This window comes from Vibrio sp. Vf1514 (genome assembly GCF_052076135.1).
Lineage (GTDB): Bacteria > Pseudomonadota > Gammaproteobacteria > Enterobacterales > Vibrionaceae > Vibrio > Vibrio furnissii.
Genome location: NZ_CP197267.1, coordinates 1,304,446 through 1,319,722, shown reverse-complemented (window position 1 = coordinate 1,319,722; position 15,277 = coordinate 1,304,446). Strand labels below are relative to the sequence as shown.

Here is a 15,277-nt window from a genome sequence, read left to right as displayed (position 1 = left end):
AAGTCAACCCAAGTAAAACAAGATAAAGTCGATTCCGTCTTTTCATTGACCGATCTAATCTATACCCACAATAAATGAAAGGACTTAGATCATGAAAACAATTGCGTTCATTATCAGTTTGTTATGGTTACCCAATGTCTTGTTCACCTGGGATCCAGAGGCAAACTTTTTCTATTGGCGTCACCAACTAATCCTGCTGACTGGTGCGATCGGGTTTGCCTACATGGCCGTCGCAATGGTGTTGGCGATGCGGTTGCCCAAAGTGGAAGAGTTTGTCAACGGACTCGACAAAGGCTACGCCATTCACAAACAGATGGGGATCGGCGCGCTCGTAGCCCTAGTAGCGCACTGGATCATGATTGAATCTCCTAAGTGGCTCATCAGCCTTGGCCTGTTAGCCGCACCGCAACGTCGTGCACGGTTAGGGCAAGCCATCGAGGGCATCAACTGGATGCATTGGGGGAAAGTCGTCGGCGAATACAGCTTTTATGTGTTCGTTATCTTCGTCGCGATTAGCCTATTTCAAGCCATCAGTTACCGCCGTTTTCGTTTCACTCACAAACTAGCAGGCGCGATTTTCCTCGCCGGTGCATTCCACTCGGTGGCCGTGCTGGATTATCAATGGAGTGCCGCGACCTTAAACACGCTGGTTTGGGTTTGCGCGGCAGTCGGTTCACTGTGCGCCGTGCTGTCACTCAGCGGCCAAATTGGTCGCCGTCGCAAAGTGAATGGGCGGGTGTCATTGGTGCAACACGTGGTGGATGACAGCAATGATTATCGTGTGCTGCATATTGGCATCACGTTGGATAAGCCGTTGGATTACCGTGCAGGTCAATTCGCTTACCTCGATTTTCAAGATGGCGAAGCGCCTCACCCCTTCTCCATCTTGAAGTACGATGCATTCACCCAACACGTTGAATTTGCGATGAAAGATCTGGGCGATTACACCCATCACCTGTTCACCACATTGCAACAAGGGCATGCGGTCACCGTCGAAGGGGGTTACGGACGTTTCCAAGTCCCTGCCGAGGTGCAACAAGTGTGGGTGGGCGCCGGAATCGGGATTGTGCCGTTTGTCGCGTGGTTACAACACCTGACACAACAACCGCATTCATCAGGACGTCATATTGAATTGTTCTACTGCCGTGATAACAACAAACAGCAGTATTTCGTCAAACTCTTGGAGCGCTTCGTCAGCAACTTGCCGAACGTGAACCTGCATGTTTACACCTCGGCCAACAACGAACGATTGTGTGCCGAACGCGTGGCAGAGCACCTCAACCTCACACAGGCGAGTGTCAGTTTCTGTGGCCCAGCAGGCTTTGCTTCCAGCTTGAAAAATCAGTTGATTGGCATGGGGTTACCGCAACAAAACTTTCATTCCGAACGGTTTGCGATGCGTTAATTTTGCTCACGACACACCTAGCGCAAACGTTTGCTTTTTTAGCAAATTCCAGTATGATTGCCGCTGTTTTTACTCAGGGTATTCCCAGTATCGCTGTGATACTGGGAATCGATGCATCACTATAAGGATTTTCGCTCTATGTTGGGGACTGCGACTCGAAACAGTGCTAAACGCGTGCTGTTGCTTGGCTCTGGTGAACTTGGTAAAGAAGTGGCGATTGAGTGCCAGCGTTTAGGCTTGGAAGTGATTGCCTGCGATCGTTATGAACATGCGCCAGCGATGCAAGTCGCGCACCGCAGCCATGTATTCGATATGCTCGATGCAAACGCATTGCAACAGGTGATTGATTTAGAAAAACCGCATTACGTGGTACCCGAAATTGAAGCGATCGCCACCAGCAAACTGGTGGAATTGGAAGCGCAAGGGTTGAACGTGGTTCCCACGGCAAATGCGACGCGTCTCACCATGAACCGTGAAGGCATTCGTCGCCTCGCGTCTGAAGAACTTTCTCTGCCGACGTCCCCATATCAGTTTGCTGACAACTATGACGATTTCGTCGCGGCGGTTGAATTCGTCGGTATTCCTTGTGTATGTAAGCCGGTCATGAGCTCATCGGGCAAAGGCCAGAGCGTGATTAAGACCGCGGAAGATGTAGAAAAAGCGTGGCAATACGCGCAAGAAGGCGGCCGCACAGGCGCAGGCCGTGTGATTGTTGAAGGCTTTATCGATTTTGATTATGAAATTACGTTGCTGACCGTGCGCGCGGTCGATGGCGTTCATTTCTGCGCGCCAATTGGCCACCGTCAAGAAGACGGGGATTACCGTGAATCTTGGCAGCCACAAACGATGTCAGAAAATGCACTCAAAGCAGCAGAATACGTGGCAGAACAAATCGTCAACGCACTGGGCGGCTATGGTTTGTTTGGTGTTGAACTGTTTGTCAAAGGCGACCAAGTGATCTTCAACGAAGTCTCCCCTCGCCCTCACGACACCGGCATGGTGACGTTGGTCTCTCAAGATGTATCAGAGTTCGCACTGCATGTGCGTGCATTTAGCGGCTTACCGATTGGCGAGATCACGCAATACGGCCCTGCTGCGTCCGCGGCGATTCTTGGTCAAGGCACCTCAAGCGATATTCAGTTCTCCGGTTTAGACGATGCGTTGTGTGTCCCGAACTCGCAAATCCGCCTGTTCGGCAAACCCGAAATCAACGGTCGTCGCCGCCTAGGTGTGGCGCTGTCTCGGGGGAAAACCACCACTGAAGCAACAACTCGCGCGATTGAATGCGCCAAAGCAGTGAAAATCCACTACTGAGTGTTCGTGGCATTAGAAAACACAAAGCGCGCCATTGAGCGCGCTTTTTTGTCGCGTGATGAAGCAATCAGTCGTTGACGAGTTGACTCACCGTATCCGCAACATTCTGCGCACCGTGTCGAATCTCGTCGATGAGCGCTTGGGTCGCTTGCAATTGTTGATTGCATTCAATGACCTTGCGCTGAATTTCCGTCATGGTTTGCTCTGACACTTGGGTCAATTCGCTGTTCCGTTTCACGATGTTGCCAATTTCATCCGTCGCGTGCGATGTGTTCGCCGCAAGCTTACGCACTTCATCGGCCACCACCGCAAACCCACGGCCATATTCACCGGCTCTTGCCGCTTCAATCGCAGCGTTTAATGCCAACAAATTGGTTTGGTCAGCAATGGTCGAAATGGTGGTGACGATTTGCGATATTTGCTGTGACTGTTCGGTCAGTTTCTCCATCAACGACGACGCTTGCTCTACCGAGCCGTCAATCTGGTTCGCCACATCAGCGGCGACATCTAAGGTTTTCGCGCCATCATTGGCAATGTCCAACGTTTCAAGCGACGTGCGCTGCGCCACCTTCGACGCCTGTTGAATCGCCTGCAGATGATGAATACGCGCGGTGATTTCACTGGCGAATTTCACCACTCGCACCACGTTGCCCTGCTGATCTTTGATCGGGTTGTAGGTGGCTTCCAACCAAATCACATCACCATTTCGATTGCGACGTTCAAACAGTCCGGATTTGAATTCACCACGGGCCAATGATGGCCAAAAATCGGGATTGTTCTGCATGAACGCCTCACTGCAAAATAGGCGATGGTGCTGGCCTTGAATCTCACGCAGTGAGTACCCCACGCAGCGACAGAAATTATCATTGGCATTGAGGATCTGCCCCTGCGGGGTGAATTCGATGTACGCCAACGACGTTTTTAGTGCTTCAAAAATGGCGGCTTGGCTATCGAGCTGCAATTTTTCTTCGGTGACATCGCTGGCCACTTTGACCACTTTCACCACGCGGCCCTGTTCATCGACCACCGGCACGTACGTGGCTTCAATCCAGATATCTTGACCATCTTTACGCACGCGGCGAAACGTCCCGTGTTGCGGGTTGCCCTGCGCCAATTCACGCCAAAAATTTTGATACGATGCCGATGAAGTCAGTTGCTTATCACAAAAAAGACGATGGTGTTGGCCTTGCACTTCGTCAAGCGAGTATCCCATCGCGCTGAGAAACAGTTCGTTGGCCGTAAGAATACGGCCATCACTGGAAAATTCGATATACGGTACGCGATGTTTAATCGCAGTGAGCACCATACTGGCAGAGCGTATGGCGTCGAGTTGAGCTTGGTGATTCTGTTCTTGTTTACGGCTGTTAAAAAGAAACATACTAGGACCTCATGGTATTGCGGGAGAGCCCGCCACAATCGGAAAATTTGAGATGATTTGCAGCATTCTTCATGCGCTGCTTATTTTTCAACCTAGCGAAAAGGTGCCATATCGTACAGCATCTTGGCACCTTTACAATCTTTGATTAGACCTTTTACTCCATTCGTGAGCCACAGGTTCAGCTTTCAATCAACCAAACTTCTTCGGCAAAACGACTGAGGCCTTTTTTGGCGCGTTTCGGATGCTGTGCGTTGGCTTCATCACGCAGTAAACGACGAACCGAAAACCCACTAAACAAGCGCTTCACTTCCTCTTCATTCACACTAAACGGTGGGCCACTCAGCTCTTGCTGATCGTAATCGAGGGTGACCAAAAGAATCCGTGCGCCCGGATTGAGCAGAGATTTCAGACGAGCCACGTAATCCGCGCGCATCCCTTCCGGCAAGGCAATCAGTGCCGCGCGATCATAAACAATGTCGACCGGTTGCAGCGGCGCCGTGAAGTAATCCCCGGTGTAAATTGACAGCTCATCAAACTGATACAGCTCATGCAGGCCGTTAATCTGCGTCACAGTTGGAGTATAGAAGTGTTCCGCAAAAAAGGCGCGCACCGCAATCGGGCTGAGTTCCACCCCTTGCACATCGTCATGTTTTTCCGCCAACCAAATGAGGTCTTCGCTTTTACCACACAACGGCACCAAAACGCGTTCATCACGTTTTGGCTGTGTCTCGTGCCAGTGATCGCTGAGCAATGTGTTCACATCGGTCAAGTGAAAGCCAATTTGGTTTGAGGCCCATTTCGCGTGCCAAAATTCTGGATCGTTCATTCGTCATCTCTGAAGTCATGGAAGCGCGATAGGGTAACGAATTCTGGTTAAATTCGGTAGCCAGTTTTTAACACTCGGTCAGCGTTTTGTGAAAGACACACTTCCTTACACTCTCAAAAGGAACTGTTTATTCGGCTAATAGTCTGAATAACCGAGCATTGTCATGTGACAGACCACACACTCTGCACATTTGTCGTTGGGATGCGATTGAGTTTAGCGTTTTCAACCCAACATCTTTATTGAAGAGAATGCTTCGTTTGCACACTGTTATGGCCCTTCTGATTGCCAATTTTGACCTAACAGCGCAAGCTAAGGAGAGTGAATGAGCCTATTCTTACGAACGACGGCACTGATGCTTCTGGTTCTGAGCCGAGCGCCTGCTTTTGCGGCCGCTCTGCCTTTTGATACCACGTCGGAAGACAACCGAGGTGAATCGCAAAATCAAGTCAGTTCAAAGCTTTTCAAACATAGCCTCAGCGGCCTTTACGGCATTCAAACCACGCAAAACAGCGTTCTGCAGCCTTATCAGGATTTCGACATCCTCTACAGCAAAGCGCATCAAGCCCAGTGTGAACTGGAAACTTTGTGCAAAAGTACCGCACTACTCACATCCACCCACGCCTACTTTTCTGGCGTAAAATCACACCACCGCGCCTTGGAAAAAATCGAATTGGAGTTGAATGGTCAACCGGAACGCATTACCGATTTGGCGCGCGCCACGATCATCGCCGATGATGTGCCGAGCTTGGTTGACGCCTATGAGGCCCTGAGCCGCGAAGCGACGGTGATGAAGGTGAAAAACCGCTTTAAATCACCAGCGGAATCAGGTTATCGCGACTTGAACGTGCTGGTTCAGTTGCCAAAAACCGGCATCATTGCCGAAGTACAATTTCACTTGAAAGCGATTGCCGATGTGAAAAGTGGCCCAGAGCATGACCTTTATAAACAGATTCAGAACATTGAGCGCACCGCAGGTCGTGACCAGCGCGCACTCAACGATTGGGAGATGGCTAAAATTCAGAAGATTCGCCGCGAGTCACAAGATCTCTACCAGCAGGCATGGCAGCCTTACATCACCACACACATTCAAGCCGCATAAGCCAGATATGAAAAGACCACGCGAAAGCGTGGTCTAATGCTCGGTCTTTTTACGACTTTTTAATGTTCTCGACTCGGGCTTTTAGTTTTTGCCCTGGGCGGAACGTTACGACACGTCGAGCGGTGATCGGAATATCTTCACCCGTTTTTGGATTTCGACCCGGACGTTCGTTTTTGTCTCGCAGATCAAAATTACCAAAACCGGAGAGTTTTACCTGTTCGCCACCTTCGAGTGCTTTGCGAATTTCTTCAAAAAACACTTCAACCGTTTCCTTGGCATCCCGTTTACTAAACCCTAGTTTTTCAAACAGGTTCTCAGCCAAATCGGCCTTTGTGAGCGCCATAAAACTTCCCTCAAAGCTATGTTAAACCTTGCTGTGCAACGACAGCACCAAAGCAATTTTTGCTTAGCCAATCAAAGACATAATTGGCATCACCTGAAAAGTGTATGCCAAGCTTATGATTTTCGCCAACTTTTTTATTGAGACCAACCAAAATCTCACCACAAAAAGAGACGTTCATCGCGCGCTTAGCCGCAAAACTTGTCTTCACATTTAAAGAAAAACTACTGATATTTTAGTTACTTATACTAATTCACCCAAAATATTTAGAGCTTCTCTCTAATTACAGCGTAGGAAAAAATTTTCGTTACGCCAAAAAAAATTTTTAAATTTATCTGTAAATCAGGTGGTTGCTCCAAATGATGCGCCAACCGATGGGGCAAATGCAAGTCATTCGGAATAAAAAAAGCAGGCTCTCGAGCCTGCTTTTTCACACAATTTGCAACCATTAGTCGCGCAGTGTGGCACCAAATTTCGCGGAGACATGAGCCACGATGGCTTCAACCGCACCGGCGATATCAGCATCTTCCAGCGTACGTTCAGCGGATTGTAGCGTCAGAGCAATTGCCAAGCTCTTCTTGCCATCCTCAACGCCTTTGCCCACGTAAACGTCAAACAGTTTGGCGTCTTTTAGGAATTCGCCGCCCTGCGCCAGACACGCTTTCACGATGTCACCAGATGCCACCGCGTCGTCAACCACAACCGCGATATCGCGACGGTTTGATGGGAACTTAGACAGTGCAACCGCTTCTGGGATCACTTTGGTGTTGATCGCCGACCATTCGATTTCAAACACGATGGTACGACCGTTCAGACCAAATTTACGCTCAAGCTCTGGGTGAACCGTACCGATCACACCGATCGTTTTGCCATCCAGAACAATCGCAGCGGATTGGCCTGGGTGCAGCGCTGGGTGTTTTGCCGCAGCGAAGCTGTATGCTTTGCCGTTCGCAGTCAGTTCCAGAATCGCTTCCACGTCGCCTTTCAAGTCAAAGAAATCAACGGTTGCGGTTTCTAGGTTCCAGTGCTCTTCACCACGAGTTCCTGAAATCACGCCCGCCAAAATCGGCTCTTGGCGCATGCCGTTTTCAGCCGCTTGATCCGGAATGAAACGCAGACCTTGTTCGAACAGACGCACGCGTGGTTGCTGACGTTTTTGGTTGTGAACCACTGTGTTCAGCAGACCTTGAATCAGGCTCAAACGCATCGCAGACATGTCTGCTGAGATTGGGTTTGGCAGAATCAAAGGCTCTACATCTGGCACGATCAGTTTTTGCTGTTCTGGCTCTACGAAGCTGTATGTGATGGCTTCGTGGTAACCACGGTCAACCAGCAGATCACGAACGCGTTTCAGAGGCAGGTTTGCTTCTTTGTGCAGGTTCATGTTCAGTGCAGCCGCCGGCGCTTGGTTTGGAATGTTGTCGTAACCGTAGATACGGCCAACTTCTTCCACCAAATCTTGCTCGATAGCGATGTCAAAACGCCAAGTTGGCGCTGTCGCAGTCCAGCCTTCCGCTGTGGTTTCAACGCTCATGCCTAGACGTTGCAGGATTTCAACCACGTCCGCATCCGCGATGTGGTGACCCAGCAGGTTGTCTAGTTTCGTGCGGCGCAGAGCCACGGTGTTTGGTTTTGGCAGATCCGCATCAGATTCAGCCGCCACAACCGGTGCAACGTCACCACCACAGATGTCGATCAGCAGTTGTGTTGCACGTTCCATCGCAGCGTGTTGCAGTGCGTAATCCACACCACGTTCGTAACGCATAGAAGAATCAGTGTGCAGACCGTAGCTGCGTGCGCGGCCACGAATATGATCCGGAGCGAAGAATGCACATTCTAACAGCACGTCTTTGGTTTCAGTGCTCACACCTGAGTGCTCGCCACCAAAGATACCCGCAATCGCCAGCGCTTTGTTGTGGTCAGCAATGATCAGTGTGTCGGCATTGAGTTCCGCTTCGTTGCCGTCTAGCAGCGTCAGTTTCTCGCCTTGCTCAGCCAGACGCACCACGATGCCGCCTTCGATCTTCGCCAGATCAAATGCGTGCATTGGCTGGCCTTGCTCAAGCATCACGTAGTTGGTGATGTCGACGATTGGATCGATAGAACGAATGCCACAACGACGCAGTTTTTCTTGCATCCACAATGGCGTTTGCGCTTGAACGTTGACGTTCTTCACAATACGACCCAAGTAGCGAGGACACGCCGCTGGTGCTTTCACTTCGATCGAAATGTTCGCATCAATCGTGGGAGCAACAGGTGAAACGGCAGGCTCAGCCACATCCGCGCGGTTGAGTACGCCCACTTCACGCGCCATACCACGCAGGCTGAAACAGTCGGCGCGGTTTGAGGTTAGGTCAACATCGATGGTGACGTCATTCAACGCCAGGAATTCACGGAAGTCAGTACCGATCACGGCATCTTCCGCGAGTTCCATGATGCCGTTGGATTCAACATCAATACCCAGTTCAGAGAAAGAACACAGCATGCCGTGAGAAGGCTGGCCACGTAGTTTCGCTTTTTTGATTTTGAAATCGCCTGGCAGTACAGCGCCAACCGTCGCAACCGCGACTTTGAGGCCCTGACGGCAGTTTGGCGCGCCACACACGATGTCGAGCAGTTCTTCTTCGCCCACATCCACTTTGGTTACACGCAGTTTGTCGGCATCTGGGTGCTGACCACATTCCACAACGTGGCCCACTTTCACGCCAGTAAAAGTGCCCGCAACCGGAAGGACATCGTCAACTTCCAAGCCGGCCATCGTAATTTGGTGAGTAAGCTCGTCCGTGGTAACCGCAGGGTTAACCCACTCACGAAGCCAAGATTCGCTGAATTTCATTGTGATTAAACCTCTGGATTACTTGAACTGTTTTAGGAAACGAAGGTCGTTTTCGAAGAACGCACGCAAGTCGTTCACACCGTAACGAAGCATGGTCAGACGCTCAACGCCCATACCGAATGCGAAACCAGAGTATTTTTCAGGGTCGATACCCACACTGCGCAGTACATTTGGATGCACCATACCGCAGCCCAGTACTTCCAGCCATTTACCGTTCTTACCTTTCACATCCACTTCTGCTGAAGGCTCAGTGAATGGGAAGTAAGATGGACGGAAACGCACTTCCAAGTCTTCTTCAAAGAAGTTACACAGGAAGTCGTGCAGGATGCCTTTTAGCTGTGCGAAGTTGACGTTTTCGTCAACCAGCATGCCTTCCACTTGGTGGAACATTGGCGTGTGTGTTTGGTCGTAGTCGTTACGGTAAACACGGCCAGGTGCGATGAAACGCAGCGGCGGCTGGTTCTCTTCCATGGTACGGATCTGTACGCCAGACGTGTGAGTACGCAGCATCAACTTTGGATTAAAGAAGAAGGTATCGTGGTCAGTACGCGCTGGGTGATCGTCGGCGATGTTCAACGCATCGAAGTTATGGAAATCATCTTCGATTTCAGGACCAGACTCAACGGTAAAGCCCAGTTCGCCAAAGAAGCTTTCAATACGCTCGATCGTACGGGTGACTGGGTGCAGACCACCGTTCTCGATACGACGACCAGGCAGGGTCACGTCGATGGTTTCTGCCGCCAGCTTCGCTTCCAGCTCTGCACGTTGCAGGCTGTCTTTGCGCGCAGCAATGGCTTTTTGAACCGTTTCTTTTGCGACGTTGATTTCCTGACCAGCAGTGCGGCGCTCTTCTGGTGGAAGTTTGCCTAGGCTTTGCAGCTGAGCCGTCAGCTCACCTTTTTTGCCCAGGTACTGAACACGCACTTCATCCAGTGCGACTAACGACTCTGCAGCATTAATGGCTGCGGTCGCGTTAGCAATAATCTCTTGTAGATGTTGCATCGTTTCCTCGTCTGCTGATGAGCAGTTTCCTTAAGGAGCCCAAAAGGGTGACCTTGGTGCCCTTTTGGGGTACCGATAGGCTGACCATAAGGGATTCTTGGGGTTTTTCAAATAGCTGTACATAGTAACGAAAGCTGCTGTCAAAGCCAAATTGAAATCGGCCTGAATCACACTTTCAACCGCAGGAAAAGGTGCTTTCGTTTATTTGTTAAACAGCCGAATTTGACCCTCCGATTATTTTTCGCCAGCTATCACTTTTGGTTATGGTGATTAGTGAATATTTTGATTTCTGTTTATACTCTTCCCCACGTAAGGTGACGACTCCATCTTCATCATTTCTCGAGGTCGACATGAACACACACATCCAGCCCATCTGCACAGACGACGATCCCATCATCTGCACGATCATCAAAAGCGTCGGTGCTGAATTTGGCGCAATTGGCGACGGTTTCGGCCCATCCGATGATGAAGTACTGGCAATGAGCCAGCATTATGTGGCCCAAAATCGCAGTGGCTATTGGGTTGCAACGCTGGGCGGCAAGATCGTTGGTGGCGGCGGCATCGCACCATTCAACGGCAGTGATTCCGTCTGCGAACTCAAAAAGCTATTCCTGTTGCCGGAAAGTCGTGGTCATGGTTTGGGCAAAGCGCTGGCCACACAATGCCTCGCCTTTGCCAAGCACCAAGGGTTTACGCACTGTTACCTCGACACGCTGTCGAATATGAGTACCGCAGTGCGTTTGTATGAGAGTTTGGGGTTTGAGCATTTGCCCTCGGCGATGCCCGGCACCGAACACAACGGCTGCGATGTGTGGATGCTGAAAACGCTGTAAGGACACGGATGAACAACTACAAACTGCTGCCTGCGCTGATGGCGCTGCTTGAAACTCGCAATCTCACGGATGCCGCGCGCCGCCTGAACGTGACTCAACCGGCGATGAGTAAGGCGCTGCGCTTGATTCGCGACGAGTTTCAGGATCCGATTCTCATCCGTGATGGCCAGCAGTTTACGTTGACACAGCGGGGCGAACAGCTCAAAGAGCGCCTGCCCGCGTTGCTGTTTCAGCTCGATCAATTGTATTTACCGCCGCAAGCCAATATTCAACATTGCGACCGCTCTTTCCGACTCGCGTTCAACAGTTTCATTTCCATGGATATTCTGCCTGCGCTCTGTGCTGAACTGTATGAGAAGGCCCCGCAAGCGGGCATTCAAACCTCGCTGTGGCAGAATGCACCGCTGAGTGAATTGGGTGAAACCAACTTTGACTTGCTGGGCACATTGGCGGTCACGGTGCCAGAGAATTTGTACGGTAAACGCCTGGCCAGCGACCATTATGTCATTTGCTGCTGTCAGACGAATGAGATCGCCACAAACGGCATGTCGCTGGAGCACTACTTCTCCGCGCGACATATTCTGGTCAGTGACTTACATGAAGAGACGCGACAGGTGGATAACTTGTTTCGTCAGCACAAGAAACAACGCCGCATTTTCGCGACGCTCCCTTCCCTTCGCTTGGCTTTGGAGACCGTCATTGGGACACACTGCTTGGTCACGGTGCCGCTGCATATCGCTGCGCAATACGCCAAGCGTTACCCGTTGGCGGTACTGAGTGCGCCGTTTGAATTGGCCACGCACAATTACTACTTACTGTGGCATGCAAAATTCCAAAATGACGATGAGCACCGTTGGTTTCGCGAACTCTGTTTTGCCCATCTGCAACGTGATTTTCAAGCCAAGTTGGCCTTGGGCTCTGCGCTCATCACTTCTTCAAATTGAGCCACACAAACGCGGTTTTTGCCCGCCTTTTTAGCGCGATAAACCGCCGTATCGGCGAGCTTAATCAACGCATGGTGATCGTTCATAAACCCATGGGATTCCGCCACGCCGACACTGATGCTCCCCCGCCAAGGCTCCATGCCCGTAGGCACCAACAGGTTGTTGACTTGCTGACGCGTCAGTTCTGCAATGTGCACGCCGCCATCGAGATCGGTATTAGGGCAAATCACCAAAAACTCATCGCCCCCAAGTCGGCACACTAAGTCATCGCTACGAAACGCATGTTTTAACGTATGCGCCAGCGCCATCAACACGCGATCGCCCGCATCATGACCACAACTGTCGTTTACCTGTTTGAAGTAGTCTGCATCAATCATGATGCACACCAGCGGCAACCCTTGCTGCTGTGATTCGTTCCAATACACCTCCAACTGGCGCATCGCTTTGCGGCGATTGGGTAAGGCTGTCAAACTGTCAGTCATCGATAAGGCTTCAAGCTGCCGATTCGCTTGCATCAACTGTTGCGTGCGTTCATGCACCTTTTCTTCCAGCGATTGGTTGACGCGAATCAGCTCACGGTTTCGCTCCGACACCTGCTCAAACAAACCATTTAACGCATTGAGTAACGGCTCCGTCGCGCTGTCTCGTTGCCGTTCTTCTTGCTCATACGCGTGTTGCGCCGAGAGGCCCTGTTCAATCGCTTTGACCTGCCGCGCCATGTTCTGATCGATACCGAGAATGTGGTAAGCGAGCCAGTGGATCAGGAACTCCAACAATTGCACCGCAGGCCGCTCATCGCTTTCACTGAGGAACGCTTGCATGCTGAAAATCTCCGACATAAAGGTACGATGAACATCAATATGCTCACTCAGGTGCGCCTCAGCGATGCCAACATCACGCATTAACTGCTCTTCTTCTTTGAAATGAAATTCGGCATAGCGTGAGAGTTCAAACAACGCCATACGCACGTCTTGCAATGAGACGTTGTTTTCCGACAGTAACTCGCCATATCGATTAATGAACCCCACCAAATATTGATGCTGTTCATCGACATCATCGATGCCCGTTTCAAAATACCGATCCCATTGGAATGACTTCATATCAAGCAGAGGCTCCGTCGCGTAAAGAATTCACCATCAATGCATAAAACCACAATAAGTGTAATGACTATGCCATAGAAACCATCAATAGGTTGTGAGATAAAGCAGAAAATATGGACGCTTCACTGCGCCAAAGTGAAATAGCCGCCGCCCAAACGGCCACTCAACATGAAATAAATCATCTTAAAAACAGATAGATAAGAAACTTTCATGAAAAATCAACGCCATTGCCCGCGCAGAGGACTCGACCAAAGTATGACGCGCGACAACACATGACATGACGTGTCACACCTAACGAATAAATGAGCGATCAACAGCGTCAACCATCCCTGAACACAAACGAATAGGCCGTGAAAGGCTGCTAAACTCTCTCTATCGCCCAACGTGAAGGATGAGGATATGGTGCGTCGACTGTGCATATTAATGTGGCTTTGCAGTTTCAACGCGGCTGCGTGGGAAGCCGAGAAAGTGATGAGTGGCCTGTTGGTGCCTTGGGGAATGAGTTTTGTCTCCAACGATCAACTGCTGGTGACGGAAAGAAATGGCGATATTGTACTGGTGGACCTCAAAACGCAGACCAAAACCACTCTGCTTCAAGTGGCCTCGGTAGCCGCAAACGGCCAAGGCGGCTTGCTCGATGTGGCACTCTCACCTCATGACCCCACCGTGTTCTACTTCACCTACAGTAAACAACACGATTCCGGTGTCGATACCACGCTTGCCATGGCGAACTGGGACGGAAAAACTGTCACGGCGTGGCGAGACGTATTGATCACTGTGTCCAATTCCACCACAACGCGTCACTTCGGTAGCCGCATTGCCTTTGACGCGACCCACCTTTATTTCACTATTGGCGATCGCGGTATGCGCCCGAACGGGCAAGATCGCCGAACCCATGCAGGCAGCGTGTTGCGTTTAAACCTTGATGGTACAACGCCCGATGACAACCCGTTCGCTGGTAATCCCAACGCACAAGCACAGATCTGGAGTTACGGCCATCGCAACCCGCAAGGGCTGTATTATGATGCCCCCAGTCAAACCTTGTGGGAAATTGAACACGGCCCGCGAGGCGGCGATGAAATCAATCTGATTCGTAAAGGCGCCAACTATGGCTGGCCAACTACATCGTATGGTAAAGAATACTGGGGGCCGGTGTCTGTCGGCGACAGTGAAGAAGCGGACGGCATCGACTCCCCAAGGAAAGTGTACATTCCTTCAATCGCCCCCAGCGGCTTATTGCTCTACCGCGGTCAACGCTACCCACAACTCAATGGTAAATTGCTGACGGGCGCCCTCAAGCTCACCCACATTAACGTGATCACGTTGGATGACAACCAGAGCGCCATAGAAGAGACGCGATTACTGGAGTCACTGAACGAGCGCATTCGCGATATTCGCCGTTCACCCGATGACTGGATCTACTTCTCCACCGACAGCGGCAATATTTATCGCCTCAAGCCGTAAAGTTGCAGTGCGCTGAAAGCCCAATCAGCCATATCAGATAATAAATGCCAGATAGCAAAAAGCCCGACCATTTCTGATCGGGCTTTTCTTGTTTGGAACGACGCGACCAGCTTGGGCACGAGGTTCGCCCTCTTCGCATGTGCCGGATAACAAAAAACCCAACCCTGTCTGATCAAGCTTTTCTTGTTTGGAGCGACGCGACCAGCTTGGGCACGAGGTTCGCCCTCTTCGCATGTGCCGGATAACAAAAAGCCCGACCATTTCTGATCGGGCTTTTCTTGTTTGGAACGACGCGACCAGCTTAGGCACGAGGTTCGCCCTCTTCGCATCCGCCAGATAGCAAAAAACCCGACCATTTCTGGTCGGGCTTTTCTTGTTTGGAGCGACACACGAGGTTCGAACTCGTGACCTCAACCTTGGCAAGGTTGCGCTCTACCAACTGAGCTAGTGTCGCATAAACTATATTGTAGAGAGATGGTGCCCCGGGCCGGACTTGAACCGGCACGACTCGAAAGTCGAGGGATTTTAAATCCCTTGTGTCTACCAATTTCACCACCAGGGCACGCAAAATTGTTGCGATGGTAACACCATCTAAGCATCGAATAACGATACTCAAATCGAAGTAACACGACCGATTGTCGATCCTATCACTGTAATTTGGAGCGACACACGAGGTTCGAACTCGTGACCTCAACCTTGGCAAGGTTGCGCTCTACCAACTGAGCTAGTGTCGCAA

General features: G+C 50.8%; 12 protein-coding genes and 3 tRNA genes. 6 read left to right on the top strand and 9 right to left on the bottom strand.

All coding sequences use genetic code 11. The annotated features are described in order from the left end of the window. The first annotated feature begins 91 nt into the window (after positions 1-91). Entirely contained in the window at positions 92-1,405 is a 1,314-nt protein-coding gene (locus ACS18Q_RS06125) for a ferredoxin reductase family protein (protein ID WP_441257539.1), read from the top strand. Between the two features lie 138 nt (positions 1,406-1,543). Further along, positions 1,544-2,719 (top strand): formate-dependent phosphoribosylglycinamide formyltransferase, encoded by a 1,176-nt coding sequence (purT, locus tag ACS18Q_RS06120; protein ID WP_441257538.1) that lies wholly within the window; start codon positions 1,544-1,546, stop codon positions 2,717-2,719. Between the two features lie 67 nt (positions 2,720-2,786). On the opposite strand, the gene ACS18Q_RS06115 is transcribed toward purT, so the two are convergent. Together ACS18Q_RS06115 and ACS18Q_RS06110 are read right to left on the bottom strand one after the other, a co-directional pair. After that, positions 2,787-4,097 (bottom strand): methyl-accepting chemotaxis protein, encoded by a 1,311-nt coding sequence (locus tag ACS18Q_RS06115; RefSeq protein WP_441257537.1) that lies wholly within the window; start codon positions 4,095-4,097, stop codon positions 2,787-2,789. Between the two features lie 178 nt (positions 4,098-4,275). Beyond that, positions 4,276-4,923 carry a thiopurine S-methyltransferase gene (locus ACS18Q_RS06110; protein ID WP_055466766.1) on the bottom strand — a complete coding sequence of 216 codons (648 nt, stop codon included), beginning with the start codon at positions 4,921-4,923 and terminating at the stop codon, positions 4,276-4,278. 322 nt (positions 4,924-5,245) lie between these two features. On the opposite strand from ACS18Q_RS06110, the gene ACS18Q_RS06105 reads away from it, so the two are divergent. Then, positions 5,246-6,022: a hypothetical protein gene (locus ACS18Q_RS06105; protein WP_004726207.1), complete on the top strand. Its 777-nt coding sequence runs from the start codon at positions 5,246-5,248 to the stop codon at positions 6,020-6,022. Between the two features lie 49 nt (positions 6,023-6,071). Here ACS18Q_RS06105 and ihfA read toward each other — a convergent pair whose 3' ends face one another. The 3 genes from ihfA to pheS form a co-directional block, all read right to left on the bottom strand. After that, positions 6,072-6,365 carry an integration host factor subunit alpha gene (ihfA, locus tag ACS18Q_RS06100; RefSeq protein ID WP_004726208.1) on the bottom strand — a complete coding sequence of 98 codons (294 nt, stop codon included), beginning with the start codon at positions 6,363-6,365 and terminating at the stop codon, positions 6,072-6,074. Between the two features lie 445 nt (positions 6,366-6,810). Next, positions 6,811-9,198: a phenylalanine--tRNA ligase subunit beta gene (gene pheT, locus ACS18Q_RS06095; RefSeq protein WP_441257536.1), complete on the bottom strand. Its 2,388-nt coding sequence runs from the start codon at positions 9,196-9,198 to the stop codon at positions 6,811-6,813. Between the two features lie 18 nt (positions 9,199-9,216). Next, positions 9,217-10,200 carry a phenylalanine--tRNA ligase subunit alpha gene (pheS, locus tag ACS18Q_RS06090; protein WP_004726210.1) on the bottom strand — a complete coding sequence of 328 codons (984 nt, stop codon included), beginning with the start codon at positions 10,198-10,200 and terminating at the stop codon, positions 9,217-9,219. A gap of 350 nt (positions 10,201-10,550) precedes the next feature. On the opposite strand from pheS, the gene ACS18Q_RS06085 reads away from it, so the two are divergent. Both ACS18Q_RS06085 and ACS18Q_RS06080 read left to right on the top strand, forming a co-directional pair. Continuing rightward, positions 10,551-11,033, top strand: a complete 483-nt coding sequence (locus ACS18Q_RS06085; protein WP_143679110.1) for a GNAT family N-acetyltransferase — start codon at positions 10,551-10,553, stop codon at positions 11,031-11,033. 8 nt (positions 11,034-11,041) lie between these two features. Beyond that, the gene (locus tag ACS18Q_RS06080) at positions 11,042-11,977 is read left to right on the top strand and encodes a LysR family transcriptional regulator (RefSeq protein WP_441257535.1); all 936 of its coding nucleotides are present in this window, start codon (positions 11,042-11,044) and stop codon (positions 11,975-11,977) included. Here ACS18Q_RS06080 and ACS18Q_RS06075 read toward each other — a convergent pair. Beyond that, positions 11,929-13,077 carry a GGDEF domain-containing protein gene (locus tag ACS18Q_RS06075; protein WP_232658665.1) on the bottom strand — a complete coding sequence of 383 codons (1,149 nt, stop codon included), beginning with the start codon at positions 13,075-13,077 and terminating at the stop codon, positions 11,929-11,931. The two genes, ACS18Q_RS06080 and ACS18Q_RS06075, sit on opposite strands and share 49 nt — an antisense overlap. Positions 13,078-13,476: 399 nt before the next feature. Between ACS18Q_RS06075 and ACS18Q_RS06070 the strand changes: the two genes are divergently transcribed. Then, on the top strand, positions 13,477-14,541 hold the full coding sequence (locus ACS18Q_RS06070; RefSeq protein WP_441257534.1) for a PQQ-dependent sugar dehydrogenase: 1,065 nt from the start codon (positions 13,477-13,479) through the stop codon (positions 14,539-14,541). A gap of 378 nt (positions 14,542-14,919) precedes the next feature. Here ACS18Q_RS06070 and ACS18Q_RS06065 read toward each other — a convergent pair. The 3 genes from ACS18Q_RS06065 to ACS18Q_RS06055 all read right to left on the bottom strand — a co-directional run bounded on the left by ACS18Q_RS06065 (position 14,920) and on the right by ACS18Q_RS06055 (position 15,275). Continuing rightward, positions 14,920-14,995, bottom strand: a tRNA-Gly gene (locus ACS18Q_RS06065). A gap of 21 nt (positions 14,996-15,016) precedes the next feature. Next, positions 15,017-15,103, bottom strand: a tRNA-Leu gene (locus ACS18Q_RS06060). Between the two features lie 96 nt (positions 15,104-15,199). Beyond that, positions 15,200-15,275, bottom strand: a tRNA-Gly gene (locus tag ACS18Q_RS06055). Positions 15,276-15,277 lie beyond the last annotated feature (2 nt).

Coding starts and splice junctions, on each gene's coding strand:
- ACS18Q_RS06125 (WP_441257539.1), top strand. CDS start 92: ATGAAAACAATTGCGTTCATTATCAGTTTGTTATGGTTACCCAATGTC.
- purT (WP_441257538.1), top strand. CDS start 1,544: ATGTTGGGGACTGCGACTCGAAACAGTGCTAAACGCGTGCTGTTGCTT.
- ACS18Q_RS06115 (WP_441257537.1), bottom strand. CDS start 4,097: ATGTTTCTTTTTAACAGCCGTAAACAAGAACAGAATCACCAAGCTCAA.
- ACS18Q_RS06110 (WP_055466766.1), bottom strand. CDS start 4,923: ATGAACGATCCAGAATTTTGGCACGCGAAATGGGCCTCAAACCAAATT.
- ACS18Q_RS06105 (WP_004726207.1), top strand. CDS start 5,246: ATGAGCCTATTCTTACGAACGACGGCACTGATGCTTCTGGTTCTGAGC.
- ihfA (WP_004726208.1), bottom strand. CDS start 6,365: ATGGCGCTCACAAAGGCCGATTTGGCTGAGAACCTGTTTGAAAAACTA.
- pheT (WP_441257536.1), bottom strand. CDS start 9,198: ATGAAATTCAGCGAATCTTGGCTTCGTGAGTGGGTTAACCCTGCGGTT.
- pheS (WP_004726210.1), bottom strand. CDS start 10,200: ATGCAACATCTACAAGAGATTATTGCTAACGCGACCGCAGCCATTAAT.
- ACS18Q_RS06085 (WP_143679110.1), top strand. CDS start 10,551: ATGAACACACACATCCAGCCCATCTGCACAGACGACGATCCCATCATC.
- ACS18Q_RS06080 (WP_441257535.1), top strand. CDS start 11,042: ATGAACAACTACAAACTGCTGCCTGCGCTGATGGCGCTGCTTGAAACT.
- ACS18Q_RS06075 (WP_232658665.1), bottom strand. CDS start 13,077: ATGAAGTCATTCCAATGGGATCGGTATTTTGAAACGGGCATCGATGAT.
- ACS18Q_RS06070 (WP_441257534.1), top strand. CDS start 13,477: ATGGTGCGTCGACTGTGCATATTAATGTGGCTTTGCAGTTTCAACGCG.